Annotated in this window: 22 protein-coding genes, 2 pseudogenes and 1 other annotated feature; of the genes and pseudogenes, 20 read left to right on the top strand and 4 right to left on the bottom strand. The window is 36.9% G+C overall.

Features of this window, described 5'->3' with window-relative positions:
• Positions 1–136 precede the first annotated feature (136 nt).
• The 15 genes and pseudogenes from IGJ20_RS09950 to IGJ20_RS09880 all read left to right on the top strand — a co-directional run bounded on the left by IGJ20_RS09950 (position 137) and on the right by IGJ20_RS09880 (position 17188).
• Positions 137–4441 (top strand): annotated as a pseudogene (locus IGJ20_RS09950) (bacterial Ig-like domain-containing protein).
• Positions 4442–4639: 198 nt separating this feature from the next.
• The gene (locus IGJ20_RS09945) at positions 4640–5341 is read left to right on the top strand and encodes a bacterial Ig-like domain-containing protein (RefSeq protein WP_002356634.1); all 702 of its coding nucleotides are present in this window, start codon (positions 4640–4642) and stop codon (positions 5339–5341) included.
• Positions 5342–6778, top strand: a complete 1437-nt coding sequence (locus IGJ20_RS09940; RefSeq protein WP_142425628.1) for a helix-turn-helix domain-containing protein — start codon at positions 5342–5344, stop codon at positions 6776–6778. It abuts the gene before it with no gap.
• Positions 6779–7155: 377 nt separating this feature from the next.
• Positions 7156–7557, top strand: coding sequence for a hypothetical protein (locus tag IGJ20_RS09935; protein ID WP_225620469.1), 402 nt, complete (start codon positions 7156–7158; stop codon positions 7555–7557).
• A 208-nt stretch (positions 7558–7765) separates the two neighbouring features.
• Positions 7766–8953 (top strand): FtsW/RodA/SpoVE family cell cycle protein, encoded by a 1188-nt coding sequence (locus tag IGJ20_RS09930; RefSeq protein ID WP_002367107.1) that lies wholly within the window; start codon positions 7766–7768, stop codon positions 8951–8953.
• A 24-nt stretch (positions 8954–8977) separates the two neighbouring features.
• A complete protein-coding gene (locus IGJ20_RS09925) occupies positions 8978–9337 on the top strand; it encodes an arsenate reductase family protein (RefSeq protein WP_002368937.1) in 360 nt (119 codons plus the stop codon).
• 5 nt (positions 9338–9342) lie between these two features.
• Positions 9343–9657 carry a glycine cleavage system protein H gene (locus IGJ20_RS09920; RefSeq protein WP_002413422.1) on the top strand — a complete coding sequence of 105 codons (315 nt, stop codon included), beginning with the start codon at positions 9343–9345 and terminating at the stop codon, positions 9655–9657.
• 53 nt (positions 9658–9710) lie between these two features.
• Positions 9711–9958: a binding site (T-box leader), on the top strand.
• A 113-nt stretch (positions 9959–10071) separates the two neighbouring features.
• A complete protein-coding gene (locus tag IGJ20_RS09915; RefSeq protein WP_002356639.1) occupies positions 10072–11109 on the top strand; it encodes a methionine ABC transporter ATP-binding protein in 1038 nt (345 codons plus the stop codon).
• Positions 11102–11788, top strand: a complete 687-nt coding sequence (locus IGJ20_RS09910) for a methionine ABC transporter permease (protein WP_002362617.1) — start codon at positions 11102–11104, stop codon at positions 11786–11788. Before IGJ20_RS09915 ends, IGJ20_RS09910 begins: the two co-directional genes overlap by 8 nt.
• 14 nt (positions 11789–11802) lie before the next feature.
• Complete coding sequence (locus IGJ20_RS09905) at positions 11803–12621, top strand: MetQ/NlpA family ABC transporter substrate-binding protein (RefSeq protein ID WP_016616121.1); 819 nt, start codon at positions 11803–11805, stop codon at positions 12619–12621.
• A gap of 347 nt (positions 12622–12968) precedes the next feature.
• On the top strand, positions 12969–13784 hold the full coding sequence (locus IGJ20_RS09900; protein WP_142425629.1) for an isoprenyl transferase: 816 nt from the start codon (positions 12969–12971) through the stop codon (positions 13782–13784).
• Complete coding sequence (locus IGJ20_RS09895) at positions 13781–14581, top strand: phosphatidate cytidylyltransferase (RefSeq protein WP_002359680.1); 801 nt, start codon at positions 13781–13783, stop codon at positions 14579–14581. The genes IGJ20_RS09900 and IGJ20_RS09895 overlap by 4 nt, the downstream gene beginning before the upstream one ends.
• Positions 14582–15344: 763 nt before the next feature.
• Positions 15345–15995 carry a diphthine--ammonia ligase gene (locus IGJ20_RS09890; protein WP_142425630.1) on the top strand — a complete coding sequence of 217 codons (651 nt, stop codon included), beginning with the start codon at positions 15345–15347 and terminating at the stop codon, positions 15993–15995.
• Between the two features lie 87 nt (positions 15996–16082).
• A complete protein-coding gene (locus IGJ20_RS09885; RefSeq protein WP_002362220.1) occupies positions 16083–16310 on the top strand; it encodes a hypothetical protein in 228 nt (75 codons plus the stop codon).
• 146 nt (positions 16311–16456) lie between these two features.
• A complete protein-coding gene (locus IGJ20_RS09880) occupies positions 16457–17188 on the top strand; it encodes an HAD family hydrolase (RefSeq protein ID WP_002390007.1) in 732 nt (243 codons plus the stop codon).
• 23 nt (positions 17189–17211) lie between these two features.
• Here the strand turns inward: IGJ20_RS09880 and IGJ20_RS09875 are convergent.
• From IGJ20_RS09875 to IGJ20_RS09860, 4 genes and pseudogenes are all read right to left on the bottom strand, one after another.
• Positions 17212–17406 (bottom strand): annotated as a pseudogene (locus tag IGJ20_RS09875) (SHOCT domain-containing protein); the annotation flags it as partial.
• Between the two features lie 10 nt (positions 17407–17416).
• Complete coding sequence (locus IGJ20_RS09870; RefSeq protein ID WP_142425631.1) at positions 17417–18226, bottom strand: TPM domain-containing protein; 810 nt, start codon at positions 18224–18226, stop codon at positions 17417–17419.
• Positions 18223–19368: a TFIIB-type zinc ribbon-containing protein gene (locus IGJ20_RS09865; RefSeq protein WP_430605188.1), complete on the bottom strand. Its 1146-nt coding sequence runs from the start codon at positions 19366–19368 to the stop codon at positions 18223–18225. The genes IGJ20_RS09870 and IGJ20_RS09865 overlap by 4 nt, the downstream gene beginning before the upstream one ends.
• Before the next feature lie 103 nt (positions 19369–19471).
• Positions 19472–20704, bottom strand: coding sequence for an SPFH domain-containing protein (locus tag IGJ20_RS09860; protein WP_002356656.1), 1233 nt, complete (start codon positions 20702–20704; stop codon positions 19472–19474).
• A gap of 207 nt (positions 20705–20911) precedes the next feature.
• Here IGJ20_RS09860 and IGJ20_RS09855 point away from each other — a divergent pair, with 207 nt between their 5' ends.
• From IGJ20_RS09855 to tsaD, 5 genes are all read left to right on the top strand, one after another.
• The gene (locus IGJ20_RS09855) at positions 20912–22954 is read left to right on the top strand and encodes a penicillin-binding transpeptidase domain-containing protein (RefSeq protein WP_002400876.1); all 2043 of its coding nucleotides are present in this window, start codon (positions 20912–20914) and stop codon (positions 22952–22954) included.
• A gap of 115 nt (positions 22955–23069) precedes the next feature.
• A complete protein-coding gene (gene tsaB, locus IGJ20_RS09850) occupies positions 23070–23789 on the top strand; it encodes a tRNA (adenosine(37)-N6)-threonylcarbamoyltransferase complex dimerization subunit type 1 TsaB (protein ID WP_202522636.1) in 720 nt (239 codons plus the stop codon).
• Positions 23761–24315, top strand: a complete 555-nt coding sequence (gene rimI / locus IGJ20_RS09845; RefSeq protein ID WP_002384199.1) for a ribosomal protein S18-alanine N-acetyltransferase — start codon at positions 23761–23763, stop codon at positions 24313–24315. Before tsaB ends, rimI (IGJ20_RS09845) begins: the two co-directional genes overlap by 29 nt.
• A gap of 7 nt (positions 24316–24322) precedes the next feature.
• Positions 24323–24787 carry a ribosomal protein S18-alanine N-acetyltransferase gene (rimI, locus tag IGJ20_RS09840; RefSeq protein WP_002384200.1) on the top strand — a complete coding sequence of 155 codons (465 nt, stop codon included), beginning with the start codon at positions 24323–24325 and terminating at the stop codon, positions 24785–24787.
• Entirely contained in the window at positions 24784–25830 is a 1047-nt protein-coding gene (gene tsaD, locus IGJ20_RS09835) for a tRNA (adenosine(37)-N6)-threonylcarbamoyltransferase complex transferase subunit TsaD (RefSeq protein WP_002362640.1), read from the top strand. The genes rimI (IGJ20_RS09840) and tsaD overlap by 4 nt, the downstream gene beginning before the upstream one ends.
• The last annotated feature ends 33 nt before the right edge of the window (positions 25831–25863 follow it).

Genomic DNA, 25863 nt, shown 5'->3' with positions numbered 1-25863 from the left:
GATTGTGGCTGATTTTCCAAGTATTTTTTTATGAAAAGCTGTTTTTTTTTTTCGAAGATTCAAAAAAATTAATCAATTGTTTCATTTTTAACAAGCTATTATTAGGTTATATGAATTTTATTGAAAGGGGATTAGTATGAAGAAAAAAACTTTTTCTTTTGTGATGTTGAGTATACTTCTCGCACAAAATTTCGGGTTTGCCGTAAATGCCTATGCTGTAACAACGACAGAAGCACAAACAGAGACCACTGATACAGCAAAAAAAGAGGCAGAGTTATCGAACTCAGCACCATCTTTACCTTTAGCAACAACGACTACTTCAGAAATGAATCAACCAACTGCAACAACTGAATCGCAAACCACAGAGGCGAGCACAACAGCTTCCAGTGATGCTACTACACCATCTGAACAACAAACAACGGAGGACAAGGACACCTCACTTAATGAAAAAGCCCTACCAGATGTTCAAGCGCCAATTACAGATGAACTACTTGACAGTATGAGTCTTGCGCCGATTGGTGGAACAGAATACAGCCAAACAGAGGTTCACCGCGAATTAAATACAACACCGGTAACCGCTACGTTCCAATTTGCTGTTGGAAACACAGGTTATGCACCTGGATCAGTTTATACAGTTCAATTACCAGAACATTTAGGTTATTCAACTGTTAGCGGAGATGTGACGGGCATTGGCGCAACTTGGGCAGTCGATGCGGCAACCAAAACATTAAGTATTACGTTTAATCAATGAGTTTCAGATACTTCCTTTAAAGTAGAACTAAAAAGTTATCTAACAACAGAGGCGGAACCATTAATCAAAATTGAAACTCCAGGAAAAAATAAAAAAACCTACTCGTTTGATTTATATGAACAAGTGGAACCAATTCAATATAACGAACGAACCAGAACGACAGGGTTAGATGGCGAAATTTTTTATAATTTAGACCGGACATTAACTGGCAATCAAACATTAGAATTATTAACAACAGAGACGCCAGGCGCTGTCTTTGGAAAACAAGATAACTTGGAACCTCAAGTTTTCAGTTACGATGTCGACATTAATGGTCAAATTTTACCAGAAACGCAAACCCTGTTAACACCTGGAAAAGATTATACATTAAGCGATAATTCACTAGGGCGGATTGCTGTAACTGTTCCAAACATGAATCAACAAAAAGCCTATTCTTTATCGATTAATCGAACAATTTATTTAGAGAGTGCTTCGGACTATAACTACTTATATTCGCAGCAGTACCCAACCACAAAAATTGGGTCAATTTCTTTGAAAAGTACGACAGGAACTAAACAAACAACCGATTTTACTGCTAAGACGAGTCAAACAAGTAAAGTAATTGCTGATCGTGAAATGCGTAGTATGTCCTATATCAGTTTTCAAAGCAAAGGGAAATATTATGTAACAATTTATGGCACGTTAACAGAAACAAAAGTGGGTCAACAAATCGTATTAGAGAGTACAAACGGTCAAGAAATTAAGAATCCTAAATTTACGGCGCATGGTCCTTTATATGAAAATGTAAAATTGGAAGACTATTTTGATATTAAAACTGAAGGTGGAAAGCTCACTTTAACGGCCACAAAAGATAGCTATTTAAGAATAAATATTTCTGATTTAACAATGGATTTTGACAAGAAAGATATCAATCTATCATTAAGTACACCTGTAATTGGTCCCAATAAAGCCATTCAATTAGTATCTGATCAATATATTGAACCAATTAGTGTTGTTAATCCTTTGAATGCTGAAACTGCTTGGGGTAATTATGATCAAAATGGTGCCTATTCATCAAGAACAACTGTCTCAGTTATGGGAAGCAAAGAGACACCGATTCAAAATTTAGAAATTAAAGTAAAGCATCCTAACTATCTTTCATTACGAGCTACAAAAGAAATTTATTTTTATTACAAGTTAGGAACGGATTATACAGTAATGCCAACGTCAGATGGCTCAGTTATTAAGTTCACTACGCCAATAACCAATGAAATCCAAATTCCAATAGGTTTTAATTATGTGCCAGATAGTTTGCCAAAAGATAAAAGTATCCCAGTCGATACGATACCGATAACAATGAGTGCTGAAGGTTTAACTCCAGTTTACACGACAGTAACTACTAATAGTAAGCGTGGTTCTGAACGAACACTTCAAAGTAGTAAAAATCAATTCCTTGTCAATGCACGAAATGATTCTTTTGACTCACTAAGCGTCCGTACAAAAATTCCAGCTGGCGCCGATGTTCTTTTTGACATTTATGATGTTTCAAACGATCAGGTAGATTCAATTTATCCACAATACTGGGACCGCGGTCAATACTTTGATAAACCAATGACACCAAACAGCCCTGGATATCCAACGATTACTTTTGACGAAAATACCAATAGTTACACGTTTGATTTTGGAAAAACCAACAAACGTTACATTATTGAGTATAAAAACGCCAATGGCTGGATCGACGTGCCAACTCTTTATATAACAGGGACAGCTAAAGAACCACAATCGAATAATAATGAAATGTCTGCTTCGGTTTCTGTTCAAAATGAAGCGTTAGACATTTTGAGTGCAACACAAGCGGCGAATCCAACATTAAAAAATGTAACAAAAACAACAGTAACAACAAAAAATATTGATAATAAAACACATCGTGTGAAAAATCCAACGATTGAATTAACACCAAAAGGCACAACCAATGCTCAAATCGATTTGAATTCTATTACCGTGAAAGGCATGCCAGAAGATGCTTATTCATTAGAGAAGACTACAAACGGTGCGAAAATTATTTTTAAAGACTATACATTGACAGAAAACATTACGATTGAATACAATACTGTCTCTGCAAACGCTGGCCAAATCTATACAGAAACAACAATCGACTCTGAAACATTGGACCAGATGTCTGCTAACAAGAAAAAAGTCACCACTGCACCAATCACATTGAAATTCTCAGAAGGCGATGCGGAAGGTATTGTTTATTTAGCAACTGCCACATTCTATACGCATAACATAGAGGATGAAAACCAAGCAATTGCGAAGGTTTCTTTTGAACTAATTGATAATGTCACGCATACAGCAACCGAATTTACAACAGATGAAAAAGGTCAATACTCCTTTGATGCCATCATGACAGGTGATTATACTTTGCGAGTAACGAATGTACCGCAGGAATATTCCGTGGATGAAGAGTATTTGACAGGAAAAGCCATTAAGCTGGTCAAAGGAGACAATCAACTAAAAATTCCATTAACGAAAACAATTGATCACAGTCGTTTACAAGTCAAAGATTCAACGATTTATGTCGGCGATTCATGGAAACCAGAAGAGAACTTTGTTTCAGCGACAGATAAAACAGGCCAAGATGTCCCCTTCGAAAAAATCACTGTTTCAGGTCAAGTTGACACTAGCAAAGCAGGCGTTTATCCAATCGTATACAGTTACGAAGGTAAAGAAGAAACAGCCCATGTGACCGTCAAACCCGACCAATCTAAGTTAGAGGTTAAAGATACAACGATTTATGTTGGTGATAAATGGAAACCAGAAGATAATTTCGTTTCCGCAACAGACAAAACAGGTCAAGACATTCCCTTCGAAAAAATTGACGTTCAGGGAACAGTGAATGTCGATAAAATAGGCGATTATGAAATTGTCTATAAAAATGGCACAAAAGAAGCGAAAGCAATCGTTCATGTTCGTGATGACAGTCGCTTACAAGTCAAAGATTCAACGATTTATGTCGGTGATTTATGGGAAGCAGAAGAGAACTTTGTTTCAGCAACAGATAAAACAGGTCAAGATGTCCCATTCGAAAAAATCACTGTTTCAGGTCAAGTTGATACTAGCAAAGCAGGCGTTTATCCAATCGTATACAGTTACGAAGGTAAAGAAGAAACAGCCCATGTGACCGTCAAACCCGACCAATCTAAGTTAGAGGTTAAAGATACAACGATTTATGTTGGTGATTCGTGGAAACCTGAAGATAATTTCGTTTCAGCAACAGATCGTGACGGTCATGCTATATCCTTTGATAAGGTTCAAGTAAAAGGGGAAGTTGATACAAAGAAAACAGGAGAGTACCAGATTTCCTATACCACTGAGCCAGTTAATGAAACCAAACCAGCTGTGCAGTCACGACTTTTCGCAATGTTTTCAAACGAAACACCTCGTCAATTGACGACAGTAGCAACTGTTCATGTGATTGATCGTAATCCTACACCACTACCAGATAAAAATGAGAACAACCAGACTAGTTCCTCAACGAATCAAACCACGATAAAACGTAGTCAGTATGTCACACACATTGTGAAACCTGACAAGCAAGGACGTTATCCCAAAACGGGAGAACAAACTAATGGTCTATATCGTGTGCTAGGACTTGTTGTATTACTTATTGTGATTATTAGTGGTATAGTCATCAAGAAGAAACGAAAATAATTAAATGAGCGTGGGGCAAAAGTTTAAAGTAACTTTTGTTCCACGCTTAAAAGATGAATAAGTGCATGAATGAGGGTAGCTGTTTCCTTGGAAAATAGGAAGTTTTACAAGTGACTTTTATTTTAAGAACACCTATTAGCAGGTTTTTCTGTTAAGATAGTTATTTTTATGAAATAGTTTGGAGGAATAATAAACGAGATGAACCAGCGAACTATTTATTATGGTAGTATCGGCACAGCCTTATTTCTTTCTTCAGGAATGTTGATTGCTTCAGTGAATAGCTATGCAAACGAAGCGACAACACCAGGCAAATACACCGTGACTTATGAAGTGGATGGCAAAATTGAAACAGCAACCATTACGGTCAAAGAAAATCAAACGGAACTTAAATTAAAAGACACGTTTTTAGGAGTTAATCAAGCATGGTCACCCTTAGACAATGTCGTTTTTTTAAAAGATAAAGAGGGTCGCCCTTTAAATTTAGAAAATGTAATTATAGAAAATAATGTAAATACTCAAAAAGTAGGCCTTTATTTTGTAACCTTCCGTTACGAGTCATACCTTTCTATTGCGAAGGTGTATGTCAACCCTACTAATTTTGCTGCAGAGGGGAATATGCTTGCAGAGCTTCCTTATAGTCAAGCAATGATTGGCCCAGAAAGACCAATTATTGCCTCGAGACAGGACAAGGAGCAACAAACAAAACAGGAGAAAAAGAAAAATAAAATTGAACAGGAACGAGTAAATAAAAAGGTGCTGTTAAATGATGAGTTGTTGAAAAAAATAGATACGATAGCCCCAGTGGAAATTACTGGAGGAGCGGCAAGTGGGTCCTCTCAATTTGGCACCACTTTAAGCTTCCTGTCAGGCTCACTTTTGTATGGAACAAGGAGAGTTTAAATGGAATTCTTGTTATTAGATGATCGGGAAAATTTAAAATTAGCGATTATTAGAAAGTTAGAGCAACAATATTCATTTTCTGAACGAAAAGATCGTTTATGTAAGCAATTAGCTATTTCTCCTTATTTGCTAGAACGGAACATAACAGAAATCAATGCAGATTTGCAACGCTTTGGTCTGATTAATGAGATGGAAATCAGTGAAAAAAATAATGAAATTTTGTTATCTCAAAGCCTTCGTATTTCTTCAAGTATTATTGAAGAATATTATTTAAAAGACTCGTTAGAATTTAATCTATTAAAAACGATTTTCTTTCATCAGTTTACCTCAATCAAAAAATACGGTGAAAAGCACGGGATGAGTCGAACGGTTGTATACAAAATTGTTGACCATATCCGGAAAGAATTAGGTCAATACGGTATTAAGTTATCCAAAAATTTACAACTTAGCGGCAATGAAATGGCGATTAGACAATATTTTACTATGCTCTATTACCGAATTTACAAAGATTCTGAAGAATTATATAATCAAACAGATCTTCGCGCAGTGAACCAATTATTGGCTCAATTGAAAGGCTCTTATGAAAATATCACTAATTTTCATTTATTTAAACATTATGTATTGGTGGCGTTAGAACGAACGCAAAGAAAAGCTAATTATTTTTTATCCCAAGAAGAAAATCCATTCGCTTTTGATGAAGAAAGTTCGATTTATCAAGAAATTCAAAGTTGGATCAACGAAGTGATGAAGGCGACTCATGCAGAGAAAAACGCAGAAATTCAAGTAATTATCGGCAATTTATCGGTCTATCAAAGTGAACTTATTTCGGAACATTTGCTGAGTTCTCACAATGAGGCAATTACGGCTACGAAAACATTATTCTTTTCTTATATGCCGTTTACAATTTCGGACGAAGAATTTTATCAAGAAATTGTTCCGATTATTTATCAACATCGTTTTATTACGCCGTTCATCGATATCACCTTACGAATTATGGATTTAGAATTTTTTCAGGAACGCTACCCAATTGTTTTTAATAGCTGTCGGCAGTTTTTATTTGCGTTGGATTGCTCGGCGTTTGAGTTTAGTAAGCTTTCTTTATTTTTTGATTTGCTATTAGTGTTATCCCGTCTTTATGACCAAAGGAATGAAAAAAGCACGATCAATCTTTATGTGAATTTTACGCAAGGAGAAAAATATACTCAGTTTATCAAAGAACAAATCAAAATATTCGAATCTTTCAGCATTCACTTTCATTCAGCGATTCGACCAGATACTGATTTAGTAGTTTCGGATTATTTACCAAAAACGTTATTTTCAGTAAAATGTTTAATTTGGTTAGCGCCCCCGCGAGCCAGTGACTGGCAAAATTTTGGCAACGAAATTGTCCGAATTAATAAAGAGCTACAACAAACGAAACAAAGAAAAAGCGAATAACAGACGAGGGCGGGACAGAATTGTTTAGCTTCGAGGACCAAGTTGTACGCTGATTTTATCTGTTCGTATTTTACAGAGAAATATCGAAGCGTGTAGTGTTGATGCTATTCCCGCCGTTTATCAGGTTTTGTTCCACACTCGTTTTTTACGAGTAAGAATTGAGAATCAAAAAAAATATCGATATAATTAAAAATAGATGAGTTTTTATTTCTGATAATTCTCATTTAAAAAAGAAAAAGGAGTGTATTTTTATGAAAAAATTTTTTAAAATTAGTCTCGTCTCAGTCATATTATTGTTGATTCTAACTAGTTGTGTCATTGTGAGGATGTGAGAAAATGAAAAAAATATCTGGTTATCTGTACTGGCATTATTAATTTTGACTGGTTGTAAAATTAACATTAATAGTCCACAATCTGCCAGAGATGATAATTACGGTGAGACAACCCAGGCAAGTACTAGTATTAATGAAGTAGATGATAAGCTAGCTGGAACAATGTTTTCAAAAAAAGGAAGCGGTGATGATGTATTTACAAACTTAGCTTTTAAAAAGGGGCCAGTTATAGCAAATATTACTTTCAAAGGAACGGAAAAAATAGTTGTTCGGATCGTGGACAGTGATGGACAAGAAATTGCAAAGTTAATTGATACACAAGGAAACTACATTGGAAAAACAATGGCTCAAATTCCTAAAGACGCAGATACGTATATTTTAGAAATTAAAGCAGAAGGAAGTTGGTCCATTCAATTTTCAGAAGCAAATACGAAAGCCAATCAATAGCTATTTTGGAAAGAAAGCAGTCTATACCTATCTGAAGTGGAAGAAACGTAATTTTTGTAGAAAAATTAAGCATGAATAAATGGCGATCGAAAAGAAAAATTTTTATTGAATTCTCTAAAGTTTTTCTCAAATATAGTAGAATTCCTTTCTTTTCTTCTGTGAGAAAGATATAATAAAAAACGTATGAACAAAGGAAAAGGGATGACGAATGAATAGAAAAGAGAAAACAAATTTAGATAGTCGAATTGATTACGGCGTGATATTACCAGTTTTTCTTTTATCACTAATTGGTATGCTATCGCTTTACGTAGCGCTTTACAATGATCCAAGCAAACCTAAAATTGGTAGCTTGTTAATGAAACAAGGACTGTGGTATTTAGTCGGAGGATTAAGTATTGTCATTATTATGCATTTTAGCTCAAAATTACTCTGGCGGTTAACGCCCGTTTTTTATGCACTTGGATTAGTCTTAATGGGATTACTACTGAAATTCTATGATCCAGTGCTAGCAGAGCAAACAGGTTCTAAAAACTGGATTCGCTTTGGTGGCACCACATTCCAACCATCGGAATTGATGAAGATTGCGTTTATTTTGATGTTGGCCTATATAGTGACCATGCATAATGTTAAATATGTGGACCGAACACTCAAAAGCGACTTTTGGCTAATCGCTAAAATGCTATTAGTGGCGATTCCGGTAATTGTTTTAGTACTTTTACAAAAAGACTTCGGGACGATGTTAGTTTTCTTAGCCATTTTTGGGGGAGTTTTCTTAATGTCTGGCATTACTTGGAAAATTATTGTGCCCGCCTTTATCATAGCTGCTCTAGTCGGAGCTGGAACCATCTACTTGGTAACAACAGAAACAGGAAGAGACTTATTGTCTAAAATTGGCATTAAAGCTTATCAATTTGATCGGATTGATTTATGGCTAAATCCTTTCCATACAGATCCAGATCGCTCATTCCAACCAGCGCTAGCATTAACAGCAATTGGTTCTGGGGGCCTTTTCGGAAAAGGCTTTAACGTGAGTGATGTGTATGTCCCTGTTCGTGAGTCAGATATGATTTTTACAGTTGTTGGTGAAAACTTTGGCTTTATTGGTGGCTGTTTCATTATTTTGTTGTATTTTATTTTAATCTACCGCATGATTCGCGTTTGTTTTGATACAAATAATGAATTCTATGCCTACATTGCCACAGGAATTATCATGATGATTTTGTTCCATGTTTTTGAAAACATTGGAGCGAATATTGGTTTACTACCATTAACTGGGATTCCATTACCGTTTATTAGTCAAGGTGGTTCTTCCATTTTAGGTAACATGATTGGGGTGGGCTTAATTATGTCCATGCGTTACCAACAAGAAACGGTTCGTACCAGAAGTGGTCGTTAAAGAAAGAAGAAAGAAGGGGTAGAAATGTACACACTTTATGAATATCCTAAATGCTCAACTTGTAAAAAAGCGAAAACGTGGTTAGATCAACAAGGCGTTAAATACCAAGCAATTGATATTAAAGCAACACCGCCTAGTAGTGAACAATTAGCAAAATGGATGAAAGAAACCGGCTTGCCTGTTCGTCGTTTTTTTAACACAAGTGGGGTTTTATATAGAGAACAAGGCTTAAAAGATCTTGTGGACAGTTTTTCTATTGAAGAAGCAAGTCAGCGTTTAGCTGCGGATGGCATGTTGATTAAGCGTCCAATTCTCTTAAAAGACAATACATTTCTAACGAATGGTTTTAAAGAAGCAGATTACGAAGGAGTGCTTGGAAAATGAGTGAAATGAAACAAATCGATCAATTATGGATCGTACCAACAGAAGCAGGTTATAAAATTGGTTTAACCGCTGAAGCCCAAGAGGATTTAGGAAAGATTACTTTTGCAACGTTTCCAAAAGTCGGACAAACATTAGCTAAAGGTGACTCTTTAATTGAATTAGAAGCAGAAAAAGCAGTCAGTGAATTCAGTAGTCCATTATCTGGTAAAGTAGTCGCGATTAATGAAGCGGCTGATCAAGAGCCAAGTGCGTTAGATGAAGAAAATGCCTGGATTGCTGTTTTAGCAGATGTTGAACCAACAGAATTTGAAAATCTTTAGTCTTACGTTGACAAGGCCAATGTTTATTGCTATAATTTTCTCAATCTAATCAAAAGAAAGCTTTGAAAAGAAGAGTACATGTTAAGGACGTTTGAAGAGAGCCCTGTTTGCTGAGAATGGGTAACAGATTTAAGATGGAAGATGGTCTTTGAGCAGAGTAAGTGAGCGAAGCAGTGAACTTACTACGGGGCGCCCGTTACAGCCAACGGTATGCGAAGAATCAAGTACCGTATGAGGTTATTATTGAGAAATAATAGCGAATTAAGGTGGTATCACGAAATGACAAACTTTCGTCCTTTTTGCTGTAGTAGCAAAAGGATGGAAGTTTTTTTGTTTTTATTAAGCAAATTCGTTTCATAAAAAGTGCGAAACCTTCAAAATAAGAAAGTAGAACAGAAAGAAGAGGAGAACAAAATGGCATTAATTGAATTACGTCATGTAAAAAAAGAGTTTTCCGGTAAAGCGGGTAAAGTCACGGCTTTAAAAGATATTGATTTAACGGTTGAATCAGGTGATATTTATGGCATTATTGGCTATTCAGGTGCAGGAAAAAGTACGTTGGTTCGCCTATTGAATGGGCTTGAAACACCTACAGAAGGTGAAGTAGAAATTCAAGGACAAGATATTGCATTGTTGCCAAATAAAGAACTACGAAACTTCCGTAAAAAAATTGGGATGATCTTTCAACATTTTAATTTATTATGGTCACGGACGGTCCTAGAAAATATCATGCTCCCATTGGAAATTGCTGGCGTTCCAAAACAAAATCGGAAAAGCCGCGCAGAAGAGTTAATCAAGTTGGTTGGTTTAGAGGGACGGGAAACCGCCTACCCAAGTCAACTCTCTGGTGGGCAAAAGCAACGAGTGGGGATTGCCCGTGCCTTAGCTAACAATCCTGACATTTTGCTTTGTGATGAAGCAACGAGTGCTTTGGATCCGCAGACAACCGATGAAGTGCTAGAATTACTACTAAAAATCAACCAAGAATTAAATTTAACGGTTGTATTAATTACCCATGAAATGCACGTGATTCGTAAAATTTGTAATCGCGTAGCCGTGATGGAATATGGTGAAATTGTTGAAGAAGGTAAAGTAATCGATATTTTCAAAAAGCCTCAAACAGAAATTGCGAAACGCTTTATCCAACAAGAAGCAGATAAAAACATTGAAGAAACGGAACTGGTTGTTGAAGAAATGTTGGAACAATATCCGAATGGAAAAATTGTTCGCCTACTTTTCCACGGCGAACAAGCGAAATTGCCAATTATCTCGCATATTGTCCAAGAATATCAAGTAGAAGTCAGTATTATTCAAGGGAACATTCAGCAAACAAAGCAGGGTGCAGTGGGTTCTCTTTATATTCAATTATTAGGCGAAGAGCAAAATATTCTAGCAGCCATTGAAGGATTACGTAAACTTCGTGTAGAAACAGAGGTGATTGGAAATGAATAATCGTGGCTTAGCAAGTTTCTTTGATTTTTCGCAAATTGATATAAGTAAACTACAAGAAAAAACGATTGAAACACTTTATATGACAGGGATTTCAATCATAGTGGTCGCCATTTTAGGGTTGATTTTAGGACTACTACTTTTTGAAACGTCAGGCAGAAAAGGGATTTTGAGCCGATTACTGTATTGGCTAGTGGCCATTTTTGTAAATATTTTCCGTTCGATTCCGTTTATTATCTTAATCGTTCTGTTAATTCCTTTTACAAAAATTATTTTAGGGAGTATGTCTGGTGTCAAAGGTTCCTTACCAGCATTGATTATTTCCGCAGCACCTTTTTATGCTCGCATGGTCGAAATTGCTTTTCGTGAAGTCGATAAAGGCGTGATTGAAGCAGCCAAAGCAATGGGGGCCAATCGTTTCCAAATAATTTGGAAAGTTCTATTACCAGAAAGTCTGCCAGCGCTTGTTTCTGGCTTAACCGTTACAACCATTTCCTTAGTGGGCTATACTGCAATGGCAGCTGCTATTGGAGCGGGCGGTTTAGGAAGTTTGGCGTATCAAGATGGCTTCCAACGTGGTCAAAATACAGTTACCTTAGTAGCAACGATTTGTATCTTAATTATTGTCTTTGCGATTCAATGGATTGGGGATACAGTCGCTAAAAAAATAGATAAACGATAAATGGAGGGAATAAGATGAAAAAACGTACATTATGGTCAGTAATTACTGTAGCAGTAGCTGTCTTAATTTTAGGGGCTTGCGGCAATAAAAAGAGTGATGACTCGGTCTTGAAAGTTGGGGCTTCACCGGTTCCACATGCAGAGATTTTAGAACATGTAAAACCTTTATTAGAAAAAGAAGGCGTAAAACTAGAAGTGACGACTTATACAGATTACGTGCTACCTAACAAGGCGTTGGAAAGTGGCGATATCGATGCCAACTATTTCCAACATGTGCCGTTCTTTAATGAAGCGGTTAAAGAAAATGATTATGACTTTGTGAATGCAGGTGCGATTCATTTAGAACCAGTTGGGCTTTACTCGAAAAAATACAAATCGTTACAAGAAATTCCTGATGGTTCAACGATTTACGTTAGCTCTTCCGTTTCAGATTGGCCACGTGTTTTAACGATTTTAGAAGATGCTGGTTTAATCACGCTGAAAGAAGGGGTAGACCGGACAACTGCTACTTTCGATGATATTGATAAAAATACTAAAAAGTTGAAATTCAATCATGAAAGTGATCCAGCAATCATGACCACTCTTTATGACAATGAAGAAGGGGCTGCGGTTTTAATTAACTCAAACTTTGCCGTGGATCAAGGATTAAATCCGAAAAAAGATGCGATTGCCTTAGAAAAAGAAAGTTCACCTTATGCCAATATTATTGCGGTTCGTAAAGAAGACGAAAACAACGAAAATGTAAAAAAATTAGTCAAAGTGTTACGTAGCAAAGAAGTCCAAGATTGGATTACGAAAAAATGGAACGGTGCCATTGTTCCAGTCAATGAATAAAGAGAAAAAGACAATAGAATAAAAACTTGAGGTCGGGACAGGCGTGTTAAGCTTCAAGAAATAAGAAGAAAGTTCTGAAAGATGCTTTTTGTCTCTCAAGGACGTTCAGCTTATTTCCGAAGAAGCTGCTCCTGTCCCGTTGTTTATTTAAAATTTTAGAGCTAGGCAGATACATCATGTTGATTTACTTGCCAAGTCTAAGTTTTTTTCTTTTAAAAAAGGACCATAAATGATAAAGTTACAAGGAATTTCTTAATTATCAGGAAAATTCAGGGACTATGCATAGGCATTTGCATTAGTTATTGTTATAATAATTAAGATAGATTTTTTGGAATGGAGGGAAAAAGATGTTACGTTTTTTTCCGCAAAAAAATAAATATGTAGAAGAAGCAAGCCAGTATGCCTTTGATAAAGAAGGCCAAATTCCGCAGCACATTGCCATTATTATGGACGGAAATGGCCGGTGGGCACAGAATAGAAGACTGCCGAGAATTGCTGGACATAAAGAAGGCATGGATACGGTTAAAAAAATAACGAAGCATGCTAGTCATTTAGGCGTTAAAGTTTTAACGCTTTATGCATTTTCAACGGAAAATTGGAAGAGACCAACAGATGAAGTCAATTTCTTAATGCAATTGCCTGTTGATTTTTTTGATACATTCGTGCCTGAATTAATTAAGGAAAATGTTAAAGTCAATGTAATGGGCTACCAAGAGTTTCTACCAAGCCATACGCAAGATGCTGTTAAGCGGGCCATTGAGCAAACCAAGGACAATACGGGCATGGTTTTGAACTTTGCTTTAAATTATGGGGCGCGTGCGGAGCTACTAACTGCCATGAAACAGATTGCTGTAGAGGTTTCAGAAAAAACATATACGGCAGATGAGATTACAGAAGAAACGATCGCAGATCACTTAATGACTGGCTTTTTACCCACGGAACTTCGCGATCCAGAATTGTTGATTCGAACAAGTGGTGAAGAGAGAATTAGTAATTTCTTGCTATGGCAAATTGCTTATAGCGAGTTGTTTTTTACAAAAGCATTATGGCCTGATTTTTCAGGGGACACTTTAGAAACCGCGATTGCTTCTTTCCAAAATCGTAATCGTCGTTTTGGAGGTCTAAAAGAAACTACAGAAACAGAAGGGAGCGATCCGCAGTGAGACAACGTGTCATCACAGCTATCGTCGCATTAATCATCTTTATTCCAATTATCTGGTATGGTGGTTTTGCAATTGAGATTGCCGCTGTTGCTTTGGCAGTAGTCGGCGTGTACGAGTTATTCCGTATGAAAGGATTAACGTTATTAAGTTTTGAAGGTGTTTTATCAGCATTAGGGGCCGTTTTTTTAGTTATCCCAACAATTAAGTGGTTAAACTTTTTGCCGGAAATGCAAACAAATTTCATTTTATTTTATGTCACTGTAATGTTGTTGTTAGGTGCTTCGGTGATTTCTAAAAATACATATACGATTGAAGAAGCTGGCTTTCCAGTTATTGTCAGTTTATATGTAGGGATGGGGTTCCAGAACTTTATTAGTGCCCGTTCCGCAGGTTTTGAAGTCTTGTTATTTGCTTTATTCATTGTCTGGGCAACGGATATTGGTGCATATCTATTTGGACGACGATTTGGTCGTCATAAATTGATGCCAGATGTTTCACCCAACAAGACAATAGAAGGTGCACTTGGTGGTATTTTATCAGCCGTGGTTGTAGCAGCGTTGTTTTTAGTTTTCACAGCTAATAAAGGGCTATTTCCTTATCCAATGCCGGTGATGCTTGTATTGACGGTTCTATTTTCTATAGTAGGGCAATTCGGTGATTTGGTTGAATCTTCTATCAAACGTCATTATGGCGTGAAAGACTCTGGTAACATCTTGCCAGGACATGGTGGTATTTTAGATCGTTTTGATAGTTTATTATTTGTTTTCCCAATTATGCACTTATGTGGATTATTTTAAATTGATTAACAAATTTAAAAAAAGTATCGTCAAATAAGCAAAAATCCAGAAGAGAGACTCTTCTGGATTTTTGCTGTTTATTGAGATAATGCGTGAAACACTGACAGGGTATGTTTGAGATAAGTTTAATTTTAAACATGCGGTGGTTTTACTCTTTAATTGACAATAGCCTTCTCTTTAAAGAGAAGGCTATCTAACGAATCAATATTATTATTTTAAAGTTGGATCAGACTATTTCTAGTATTCAAGTATTTTTCATTTAAGCGATGTATTCCCTACCTCTAATACATCCTTGTATCTCTCTAGACACGCCAGTTTTGAATAAAATCATCAAAACAATTGAATGGTTCGTTTAAAAATATTTTTCGTGTTCTAATTATTATAACATAAAACTCGTCAACTGACCACTAGCTGACGAGTTCATAATTTTTCCAGATAAATAGACAGCCGTTTTCCGCCGACTGTCTAAGATTAAGATAGATTTGTAAAGAAGTGAATAAATGCTTCCTACTATCTCTTTATAACATGAGGAAAAGAAAACTGCAAAAGATAGCTGTGTTTTTTGAAAAAAAGATCAGCTGGTTTCCGCCAGCTGATCATCCGTTGAAAAGAGATATAAAGAAGTGAATAAAGCTTGCTTTACCTCTATTTTATACCATGTTTTGATTCAAATAACTATTCAGTATTAGTTATACTTAAATAATAAATATGTATACGGATATATTGTTTTGAGGTATAGTCATAGAGAAAAGAGGGAACGTTTATGAAAAAATTTTGTTTAAGTTATAGCTCTGGTAAAGATTGTTTATTGGCGATAGATCGATTGGTACAAGCAGGAAATCAGCCAGTTGCGTTAGTGACAACATTAAGTGATGAAATTAATCGTTCTTGGTTTCACGGCATACCAATCTCCGTCTTAGAAGCAGCAGCCGAAGCGTTAGATTTACCACTTGTTATATCACATAACAATGAAACAAATTACACAGAAAAAGTGGTTGAGGCACTGCAGGAAACCAAAAAATTAGGTGCAGAAACGGTTTGTTTTGGCGATATAGATATTGAACAAAATGGTGCTTGGGATCGCCAAGTTGCATTAAGTGCTGGGCTTGAGCCACAATTACCTCTTTGGCAGGAGAATCGCGAAGCACTTGTGAAAGAATTCTTGGCAAAAGGGTACACAGCAATTATCAAAACGGTCAGCAAAGAGGCTGGTATTCCAATAAAATTTTTAGGAGAACCGTTAGATGAAACATTTATCACGTACCTTAAAGAGCATCAATTAGATATTTGCGGAGAAAACGGGGAGTACCATACGTTGGTAATTGACGGCCCGCTATTTAAAAAGAGGCTCAATTATTATACTTCAGGAATTTATGAAAGTCCTTATGCTTATTCTTTGATTATTGATGCTTAAATGAAAGTAAAAGGACACAAGCTGCCACTTTTTCTAGGGATATGCTATAATTGACTTAAGAAAAGTAGAGAAAGTGAGTGGTTAATTATGGAAGAAACTGTCTTTTTTAATTTAGGAAATGCCCTTGCTTCAAAAAGAGATCAAAAAGAATTAATTAAAGAAGCCCAAATTGCGAAAGATACTCGAAAGATTCCAGGAAAACTGATTATCGTTGAAGATGAAGAAAATGGTACCCATATTTTATTTGAATTAGCTGATCAAACAGAACCATCTGCTGAAACAAAAGAATTCAAAGTGAAAAAAGTGATTGATTAATAAAAAAGCAACGAATTTTTCTAAATTCGTTGTTTTTTATATTTTTTTACACAAATGATACAAAAAGAATATCAAAATCAAATAAATGATTAGTATACTTGAAGAAACAAATAGGAAGCAAAGCAAACGTTTTGAGGTGTTCTTTCATGGAAAATCGAGGAATTTTATTTGATAAAGATGGTACGTGTATTCGTTTTGACACTCTTTGGCAAGCAGGTTTGCAAGCTTGTTTTGAAACACTAAGTATGTTAGCCCCTCATCATTCAGCAGAAATAAAAAAGATATTAGCTATTCAGGAGCAACGTTTTTTGCAAAAACATTTACTTGATGAAGTCCTTTATCAGGAACTTTATCAGGAATTGGCGCAATTTGAGGAATTAGTCGAACAGGGAATCAGCAGTCGATGGCTGGAACAATTTTTTTATGATTATTTACGAAAAAATCTGAAAAAGATTGAACCAATTGGTGATTTAAAACAGTTATTTCTTGAGCTAAAACGGAAGAACTATAAAATTGGATTAGCAACTTCAGATACTTTGCCAGCGACTATGTTGATTATGGAATATCTTGGTTTAACAGAAATGTTTGATTTTATTGCGACAGGAGATCGTTACTTACCGAAACCAGATGCGGACATGCTCCAAGCCTTTTGTCAGTCATGTCAATTGAAGGCGACAGAAGTAATTATGGTAGGTGATTCGCTCGTGGATGTTTTCATGGGAACGTGTCATGGTAAAGCAGGAATTGGTGTTTTAACCGGCAACTGCCAGTCAACTGATTTTGAAAAGTTTGAAGTAGCTTATTTTCGTGATATCCATGAAATACCTTATCAAGAATTATGGGAAAATACCAAGAAGAAAAAAATCCTGAAAAGATGACGAGTCCTTTCAGGATTTTTTTATTAATCTAATTGAAGCAATTGCCGTTTCTTTTGTTGAAATTCTTCTTCTGTTAGAACTCCTTCATCAACTAACATTTTTAAATTTCTTAACTCAGCCATTACGTCTTCAATAGTGCTAGATGAGTTTTTTTGTGAATCAGATAGTTTTGGTTCAATCGGTTGGTTTTTATCACTCTTTATAGGAGTTGGTATTTCTGTGAAAAATCTAAAAACTTCGACCGCCGCCACCGAATGTGCCGCCGCCAGTTGAGTGGGTGGTGCTGCCACCACCGCCCATTCCGCCACTGCCGCCATTGTTTTTAGGAATACGACGCGTAGTGATGAAAGAGTTGGTTAACTGATCTGTGCGGGAGGTTAAGTTTAACGTTGTTTTTTCCCTAAAAGGATATTGATAACTTGAAAATTTTAACTGGTATTTAGAAATATTGATGCCTAAGAAGACCAAACTGAGTATCAGCGCAGCAGCAAAAGCAATTACCATTTCCAGCGGGGTAATGACTTTATAACGAGTGATTTTACCTGTTTCGCTGTCCACACGATAGTGTCCCCCAGGAACCCCTTTATTAACAAATGCTTGAGTTTCCTGAACAAAGGTTTGAACAGCCGCGAAATAATTTCCTTGACTCATCCCATCCATTACTTTATCTAAGGTATCATCAATTCGTGCACCCGTCATATAATCAATCATGTTTCCAGAAGTAGAGATGTAGACTTTCCGTAAGTCCATATCAATGAGAAAAAGAATCGCATTTTGGTCCTTGCCAACTTTATTTAAAAGATAATGATCTGCATATTCTTGTTCATCGCCATAGGTATTATTATTTGTGGTCACAATAAAGACAGAGGCTTTTGTTTTTTCTTCTAAAGGTTGTATCTCTTGCTTTAGTTGGTTGATTTGATCAGGTGTCAGTAATTGTGCGTCATCATCAATTGAATTTTCAGCCGCCGAAACGGGTAGGGCAAGGCCAAAGGTAAGAAGTATTAGGAAAAAAATAGGTAAAAGTCGTTTTTTCATAGGAAATAACCTCCTAATAAAAAGAGTGCTAAGAGTCCAGCGAAAATGCCTAACGTTGCTAGTCCTAAACGAGTGTAACTAATTGGAAGCACACCGCTTACTTTACCTGTTTGTCCATTCATGGCATAATAATAAACTTTTTTTGATTGTTCCTGACTGCGATAGGTGACTAACCAAATTGGCAAAAGCATATAGTGATTATTTTCTTGGTTTAGAGAAATATCCGTGCGAACATTTGTCAACGTAGTATAACCAGAAGCAGAGTCCCGTAACAATGATTCCGAATAATCTTGTAATTCTTGTTGGACGTGTTTTTTGATTGCTTCATATTCAATATCGCGTTTTTCTGCTTGAAAACCTGCTAGGTATTGGCTTTTGAAAGGCACCGCTTGATCAATTAAAAATGGTTGAACGCCTTCCACCATTTTTTGTTGGACGTTTTTTGACAAGGCATTTTTAACTATTTCTTTAAACGATAATTTTCCTGAACGTCCCACATTGAAACGTTTTGTTTCGGTGTATTCAATATCACCTACGCGCCAAATGCGAATACTTGTGCCAGTAGCTTGCAGTTGTCCGTCGACTTCTGCATCAACGACCCAATAGGGGAAGTAAACCCCAGTTAATTTATCGATTTGATTTTTGCTGAAAAAATCTCGGGGAATGAACCATTTTTTCTTGGTCCAAGCGAGAAATTTTTCAATCGCTTCGTCTTTTTCAATTGTAAAGGGTAAGACGTTTTCTGGTAAAAATTCGCCACTTAATCGACCAGCCAAGACAACTGGATTATGGCAATAATAACAGTATGTGGCTGCCGTTGTTGCATCGGTGACAATTTGAGCGCCACAGCTTGGACAATTAAAAATTTCCATTGTGCCTGTATCTGCAGTTGTTTCATTCTCAGTGGTCTCTGTTTGTTGCGTAGCGGAGGCTTCTTCTTCCGCCGTGAAAGTCAAATTTTCCTCGGCAGTCGTTGTTGAGGGATTCTCTAAATGCGCCTCATGTTGCTGTTGCTCATAACGAGTCACCTCTTCTTCCGTGTAAATATTTAAACAATATTCACAATGAAATTTTTGATCTTTGGGATTAAATAAGAGCGGGCCGCCACAGTTGGGGCATTTATGGGTAAATGTTGTTTCCATTGCAACCGTCCTTTCTAATAGAGTGAGTAAATAACAGGAATCTGATTCAAAGAAAAAGGGTAGACTTGTGCCTGACCCTTTTCTTTAATTGTTCACTACTTGCTTATAAAGGAACCCCTTGGAATGGTTTACCACAATGTGGACAGAACTTAGGAATACCATTACTTAAGTCAACAATTTCGCTACATTCACTACATTTCATTTCTAATTTTGGTTTCTCGTTTGTTGGTTTTGGTGTACCACAGTTTGAACAAAACTTCCCAGTGTTTTCAGTCCCACATTGTGGGCAAGTCCAAGTGTCTGTAGCCCCTTGTGCGTTTTGCTGGTTTTGTTTTTCTTGCATTTGTTGTTGGTTTGTTTGAGATGCTTGCGCAAAGTAGTTGCCATTCGCATTCATGCCCATACCAACGCCCATAAAGCCGCTCATTGCGCCACCTTCATTTTTACCAGCAGCCTCCATACCACGAGCCAAGGAACCTTGAACATAGCCTTCGCGAACACCTGGATCGCTGAGCATAGCACCTTCATTTCGCATGTTGATTAATTTAGTTGAATCATCTGTATAAGAAATGCTCGCAACTGCTACAGAAACAATTTCCATACCGCGATTGGTGCGCCAATCCTCATCAAGCGCAGTTTGCATATATTTGCTTAATTCAACACTTTTTGAGGGAACATAAGAAATACGTTGCCCATCAGCAGACATTTGATTGATTGCTGCTTGCAATGCTGTAATGAACTCTGCCAAATATTGTTCATTAATATCATTAATATCTACTTGCGTTTGGTTTTTAGGAATCGCATTAGTATAAAATAGCAAAGGATCTGTAATTTTAATTGAGTAATTTCCGTGTGCACGTAAGAAAAGTTCGGCATTATAAAAATTATCAAAATAGTTTAATGGCGCAGGTGTTCCAAATTTAATGCCTTTAATTTCTTGCAAATTAATATAAAAAACTTGTTGTTTTTGTGGAGTTACGCCACCAAATTTGAAACGACTGAAGGTCTCTGCAATCGCATCTTTTAAAGAACCGTTAAACATTGAAGGCGCAGAATCATTTTTGACTGTATAATAGCCTTCTTCAGCAGTGTAATCGATGATTTTGCCACCATCAACAAGAAGCATCATCATGTTGGGATAGACATGTACAACAGAACCATCTGTTAAAACATCGTCCGTTCCTTTACGATTAGAACCACGTTTATCATCTTTACGCACAAAAACACCTTTTGTCATGACGGTTGTGTCCCCCATATTATCAGGTTCAATAACCTCTAGCCATTGATCGGCCAAGCCACCGCCAACTGAACTTGTTGCTGCTTTAATAAGTCCCATGTTCATTCCTCCTAATAAAAAACTAATTGTTAAAGCTAGTATACCACACAATGAATGCAGAGAAATCCAACGAAAGCCTGATGAAATGGAAAAAATTGATCAAACTTTATTAAGAAATTAAAAAAAGTATAGGTGAAACACAAGCATTTTAAAAAAAGTTACGTATAATAGAAGAAAAGACATATTATATAGTTAGGGGATTATTGAATGGAACGAAGCAATCGTAATAAAAAATCTTCAAAAAAACCACTTATTCTTGGTGTTTCTGCCTTGGTTCTAATCGCTGCTGCCGGTGGCGGGTATTATGCTTATAGTCAATGGCAAGCCAAACAAGAATTAGCCGAAGCGAAGAAAACAGCTACTACATTTTTAAACGTATTGACAAAACAGAAATTTGATAAGTTACCGTCCGTTGTTCAAGAAGCTAGCTTAAAGAAAAATGGCTATGATACTAAATCTGTTGTTGAAAAATACCAAGCAATTTATTCAGGGATTCAAGCAGAAGGAGTCAAAGCTAGTGATGTTCAAGTCAAAAAGGCGAAAGACAATCAATACACATTTACCTATAAATTATCGATGAGCACTCCTTTAGGCGAAATGAAAGATTTGTCTTATCAATCAAGTATCGCCAAGAAAGGCGATACCTACCAAATCGCTTGGAAGCCGTCTTTAATTTTTCCAGATATGTCAGGAAATGATAAAATTTCGATTCAAGTAGATAATGCCAAACGTGGAGAAATTGTCGATCGTAATGGTAGTGGGCTAGCAATTAACAAAGTGTTTGACGAAGTGGGCGTAGTGCCTGGCAAACTCGGTTCTGGCGCAGAAAAAACAGCCAATATCAAAGCTTTTAGTGATAAGTTCGGCGTTTCTGTTGATGAAATCAATCAAAAGTTAAGCCAAGGATGGGTCCAAGCAGACTCCTTTGTACCAATCACAGTTGCTTCTGAACCAGTGACAGAATTACCAACAGGGGCTGCGACAAAAGACACAGAGTCACGTTATTATCCGTTGGGGGAAGCAGCTGCGCAATTAATCGGGTATACGGGCACCATTACTGCAGAAGATATTAAAAAAAATCCAGAGTTAAGTAGTACGGGCGTAATTGGTAAAACTGGCTTAGAACGAGCGTTTGATAAAGAATTAAGAGGGCAAGATGGTGGCTCACTAGTTATTTTAGATGACAAAGAGAATGTCAAAAAAGCTTTACAAACCAAAGAGAAAAAAGATGGTCAAACGATTAAATTAACGATTGACAGTGGCGTACAACAACAAGCCTTCGCTATATTTGACAAACGCCCTGGTAGTGCGGTCATTACCGATCCTCAAAAAGGCGATTTATTAGCAACGGTTAGTTCACCTTCGTATGATCCTAATAAAATGGCCAATGGCATTTCTCAAAAAGAATATGATGCTTACAATAACAACAAAGATTTACCATTCACAGCACGTTTTGCGACAGGCTATGCACCAGGCTCTACCTTTAAAACAATTACCGGTGCCATTGGTTTAGATGCAGGGACATTGAAGCCAGATGAAGAGCTAGAAATTAATGGCTTGAAATGGCAAAAAGATAAATCTTGGGGCGGCTATTTTGCGACACGTGTAAAAGAAGCAAGTCCAGTCAATCTGCGTACCGCTTTAGTTAATTCAGATAATATTTATTTTGCCCAACAAACATTACGGATGGGAGAAGACAAATTTAGAGCGGGTCTTAATAAATTCATTTTCGGTGAGGAACTAGATTTACCAATTGCCATGACGCCTGCTCAAATTTCAAATGAAGATAAATTTAATTCTGAAATTCTTTTAGCAGATACGGGCTACGGTCAAGGTCAATTGTTAATTTCGCCAATCCAGCAAGCTACCATGTATAGTGTTTTCCAAAATAATGGAACATTAGTCTATCCAAAACTAGTTTTAGACAAAGAAACGAAGAAAAAAGACAATGTAATCAGCGCCAACGCAGCGAATACAATTGCCACAGATCTTTTAGGTAGTGTGGAAGATCCTTCAGGTTATGTTTATAATATGTACAATCCGAACTTCTCATTGGCTGCTAAAACAGGAACAGCTGAAATAAAAGATAAACAAGATACAGATGGCAAAGAAAACAGTTTCCTTCTAACGTTAGATCGTAGTAACAATAAATTCTTAACAATGATTATGGTTGAAAATTCAGGAGAAAATGGTTCTGCAACAGATATCAGTAAACCATTAATTGATTACTTAGAAGCAACCATTAAATAAAAAGAGAAAATGAACGAAACGAGGTTTCTGTAAAAAGAAACCTCGTTTTCCCTTTTTAGAAAAAGGAAAGTGTGCTACAATGAAGCGACTAAATTGTAGAAGGAAAGGGATTCGTGTGCGAATTTTAGCAATAGATACATCTAACCAAACATTGAGTATTGCTGTGTGTGAAAATCAAAAAATTCTGGGAAGTTATACAGCAACGGTTAAAAGAAATCATAGCTTAACATTAATGCCGGCAATTGACTATTTGATGAGTCAATTGAACTTGGTGCCAACGGCAATTGATCGTTTTGTCGTAGCAGAAGGACCTGGATCATACACTGGCTTACGTTTAGGCGTGACGACTGCCAAAACATTGGCCTATACTTTAAAGAAAGAGCTAGTAGGCATTTCCAGTCTACAAACGTTAGCTGCCAATTGTGTTGGACAAACTGGTTTAATTGTGCCTCTTTTTGATGCGCGTCGTAAAAACGTCTATGCTGGTGCTTATCGGTTTGTCAATGGCGTGTGGCAAAATGAGTTACCGGACCAACATATTTCCCTGCGGGAGTTATTAGAACAACTAAAAAATGAACCAAATCTTTTTTTTGTTGGTGAAGATGTTGAAAAATTCACTGAAGAAATAGCTCAAATCATTCCTCATGGAGAAATTTGTGATGTCCCGCAATGGCAAATTCCTAATGCTGCAGTTTTGGCTGCGTTAGGTAGTGTGGCTGAACCTGTTGAAAATGTTCATGGGTTCTTACCTGCGTATTTGAAAAAAGTAGAAGCGGAAGAAAATTGGTTGAAGACACACACGCCTAATGGAGAAAGCTATGTGGAAAAACTTTAATTTTGTGACAAAATACTTTACAAAAAGACGGCAACGGTATATAACTAAAACCATTGCAATGAACCAGCAAGAATTTCAATTGCGTGAAATCACCTACCAAGATATTAAGGATTTACTAGCAATTGAACGTGAAGTTTACGCTGGAGAACTTCCTTGGACGATGTCTGCTTTCATGGCAGAACTTGGCTCAAAAGCGCCGCATCTCTATTTGTTAGCGGCAATTAACGGAAAAACAGTTGGCTTTATTGGTTGTCGGATTCAAGGAACGGATGCACACATTACGAATGTCGCTGTCCATACAGCATACCAAGGCTTAGGTTTAGGTCGTTCTTTAATAGAAGAAACGCGAATTTTTGCCAAGAAAAATCGTTGTGAAACCTTATCGCTAGAAGTACGAATGAGTAATGTTAAAGCCCAACGTTTGTATCGAAAAATTGGCTTTGCCTCACAAACGGTGAAAAAAGGCTATTATGACGAAAATAATGAAGACGCACTAGAAATGATAATTGATTTAAAAGAAGAGTGAAGAAAAAATGTTAGTAACAAAAAAAGAAATATCTGTAGCAAATATTGGTGAAGAATTATGGCGTTTCAGTAATTCTTCTTATACAACTGGCTCCCCTTGGACAGAAACACAATTCGCGGAAGATTTTGCTCAGGAAAATAGCGAATATCTTTTTTTAGTTGAAAATGGCCAGTGGTTAGGCTATATTGCCTATCATTTTATTTTAGATGAAGCAGAAATTAGTCACGTTGTTGTGAATGGTCAGAGACAACACCAAGGAATTGGTTGTCAATTAATGAAAGCTTTTAAAGAATATGTTAAAAGTCGTGACATTACACAAATTTTCTTAGAGGTCAGAGAATCGAATACATTAGCTCAAAAACTTTATGAGAAAACAGGTTTTCGGAAAGTAGCTGTTCGAAAAAATTATTATAAAGAACCTCAAGAAAATGCCTTTGTAATGTGTGCGAAATTAAGGAAGGAAGCCCAATGACAATTTTTACAAAAGAACGTAAATTATTATTAGCTGTGGAAAGTAGCTGTGATGAAACAAGTGTGGCTGTCATTGAAGATGGCGACAAAATTCTTTCCAATATCGTAGCTTCGCAAATTAAGAGCCATCAACGTTTTGGCGGAGTCGTTCCGGAAGTTGCGAGTCGTCATCATGTTGAACAAGTGACGATCTGTATTGAAGAAGCATTAACAGAAGCAAAAGTCACACCAGAAGAGCTTAGTGGCGTCGCTGTGACCTATGGGCCTGGGTTAGTCGGTGCTTTATTAATAGGACTTTCTGCAGCAAAAGCATTTGCTTGGGCGCACCAATTACCACTTATTCCAGTCAATCATATGGCTGGACACATTTATGCTGCCCGTTTTGTAGCACCGCTCGAATTTCCATTGATGGCCTTACTCGTTAGTGGAGGACATACGGAATTGGTCTACATGAAAGAAGATGGCTCTTTCGAAATTGTTGGTGAAACACGTGATGATGCAGCTGGTGAAGCGTATGATAAAGTCGGACGGGTGTTAGGGTTGCCTTATCCTAGTGGCAAAGAGATTGATGCTTTGGCCCATGAAGGCACAGATACCTACCAATTTCCACGGGCGATGCTAAAAGAGGATAACTATGACTTTAGCTTTAGTGGTTTGAAAAGTGCGTTTATTAACACGGTTCATAATGCAGAGCAACGTGGTGAAGTACTGTCTACAAAGGATTTAGCCGCAAGTTTTCAGGCGAGTGTGGTGGAAGTATTAGTGGCTAAAACCATTCGTGCTTGTCAAGAATATCCTGTTAAGCAATTGCTAATTGCTGGGGGAGTTGCTGCGAATCAAGGATTACGAGAAGCAATGAGACATGCAATCAGTGAACAATTACCAGCAGTAACATTACTTATTCCGCCATTAAAACTTTGTGGGGATAACGCGGCGATGATTGGCGCTGCCGCTTTTATCGAAGCTGAAAAGAATCACTTTGCTTCGTATAACTTAAATGCAGAACCTGGCGTTAGTTTTATGACAATTAGTGAAGAAGGCTAGCCAGCTAGACAAAAATTTGCTATAATGAAGCCA

This window comes from Enterococcus sp. DIV0294, assembly GCF_050558155.1.
In the GTDB taxonomy this organism is placed as follows: Bacteria; Bacillota; Bacilli; order Lactobacillales; family Enterococcaceae; genus Enterococcus; species Enterococcus faecalis.
The sequence above is the reverse complement of the archived record's forward strand: the minus strand, read 5'-3'. Positions and strand labels throughout refer to the sequence as shown.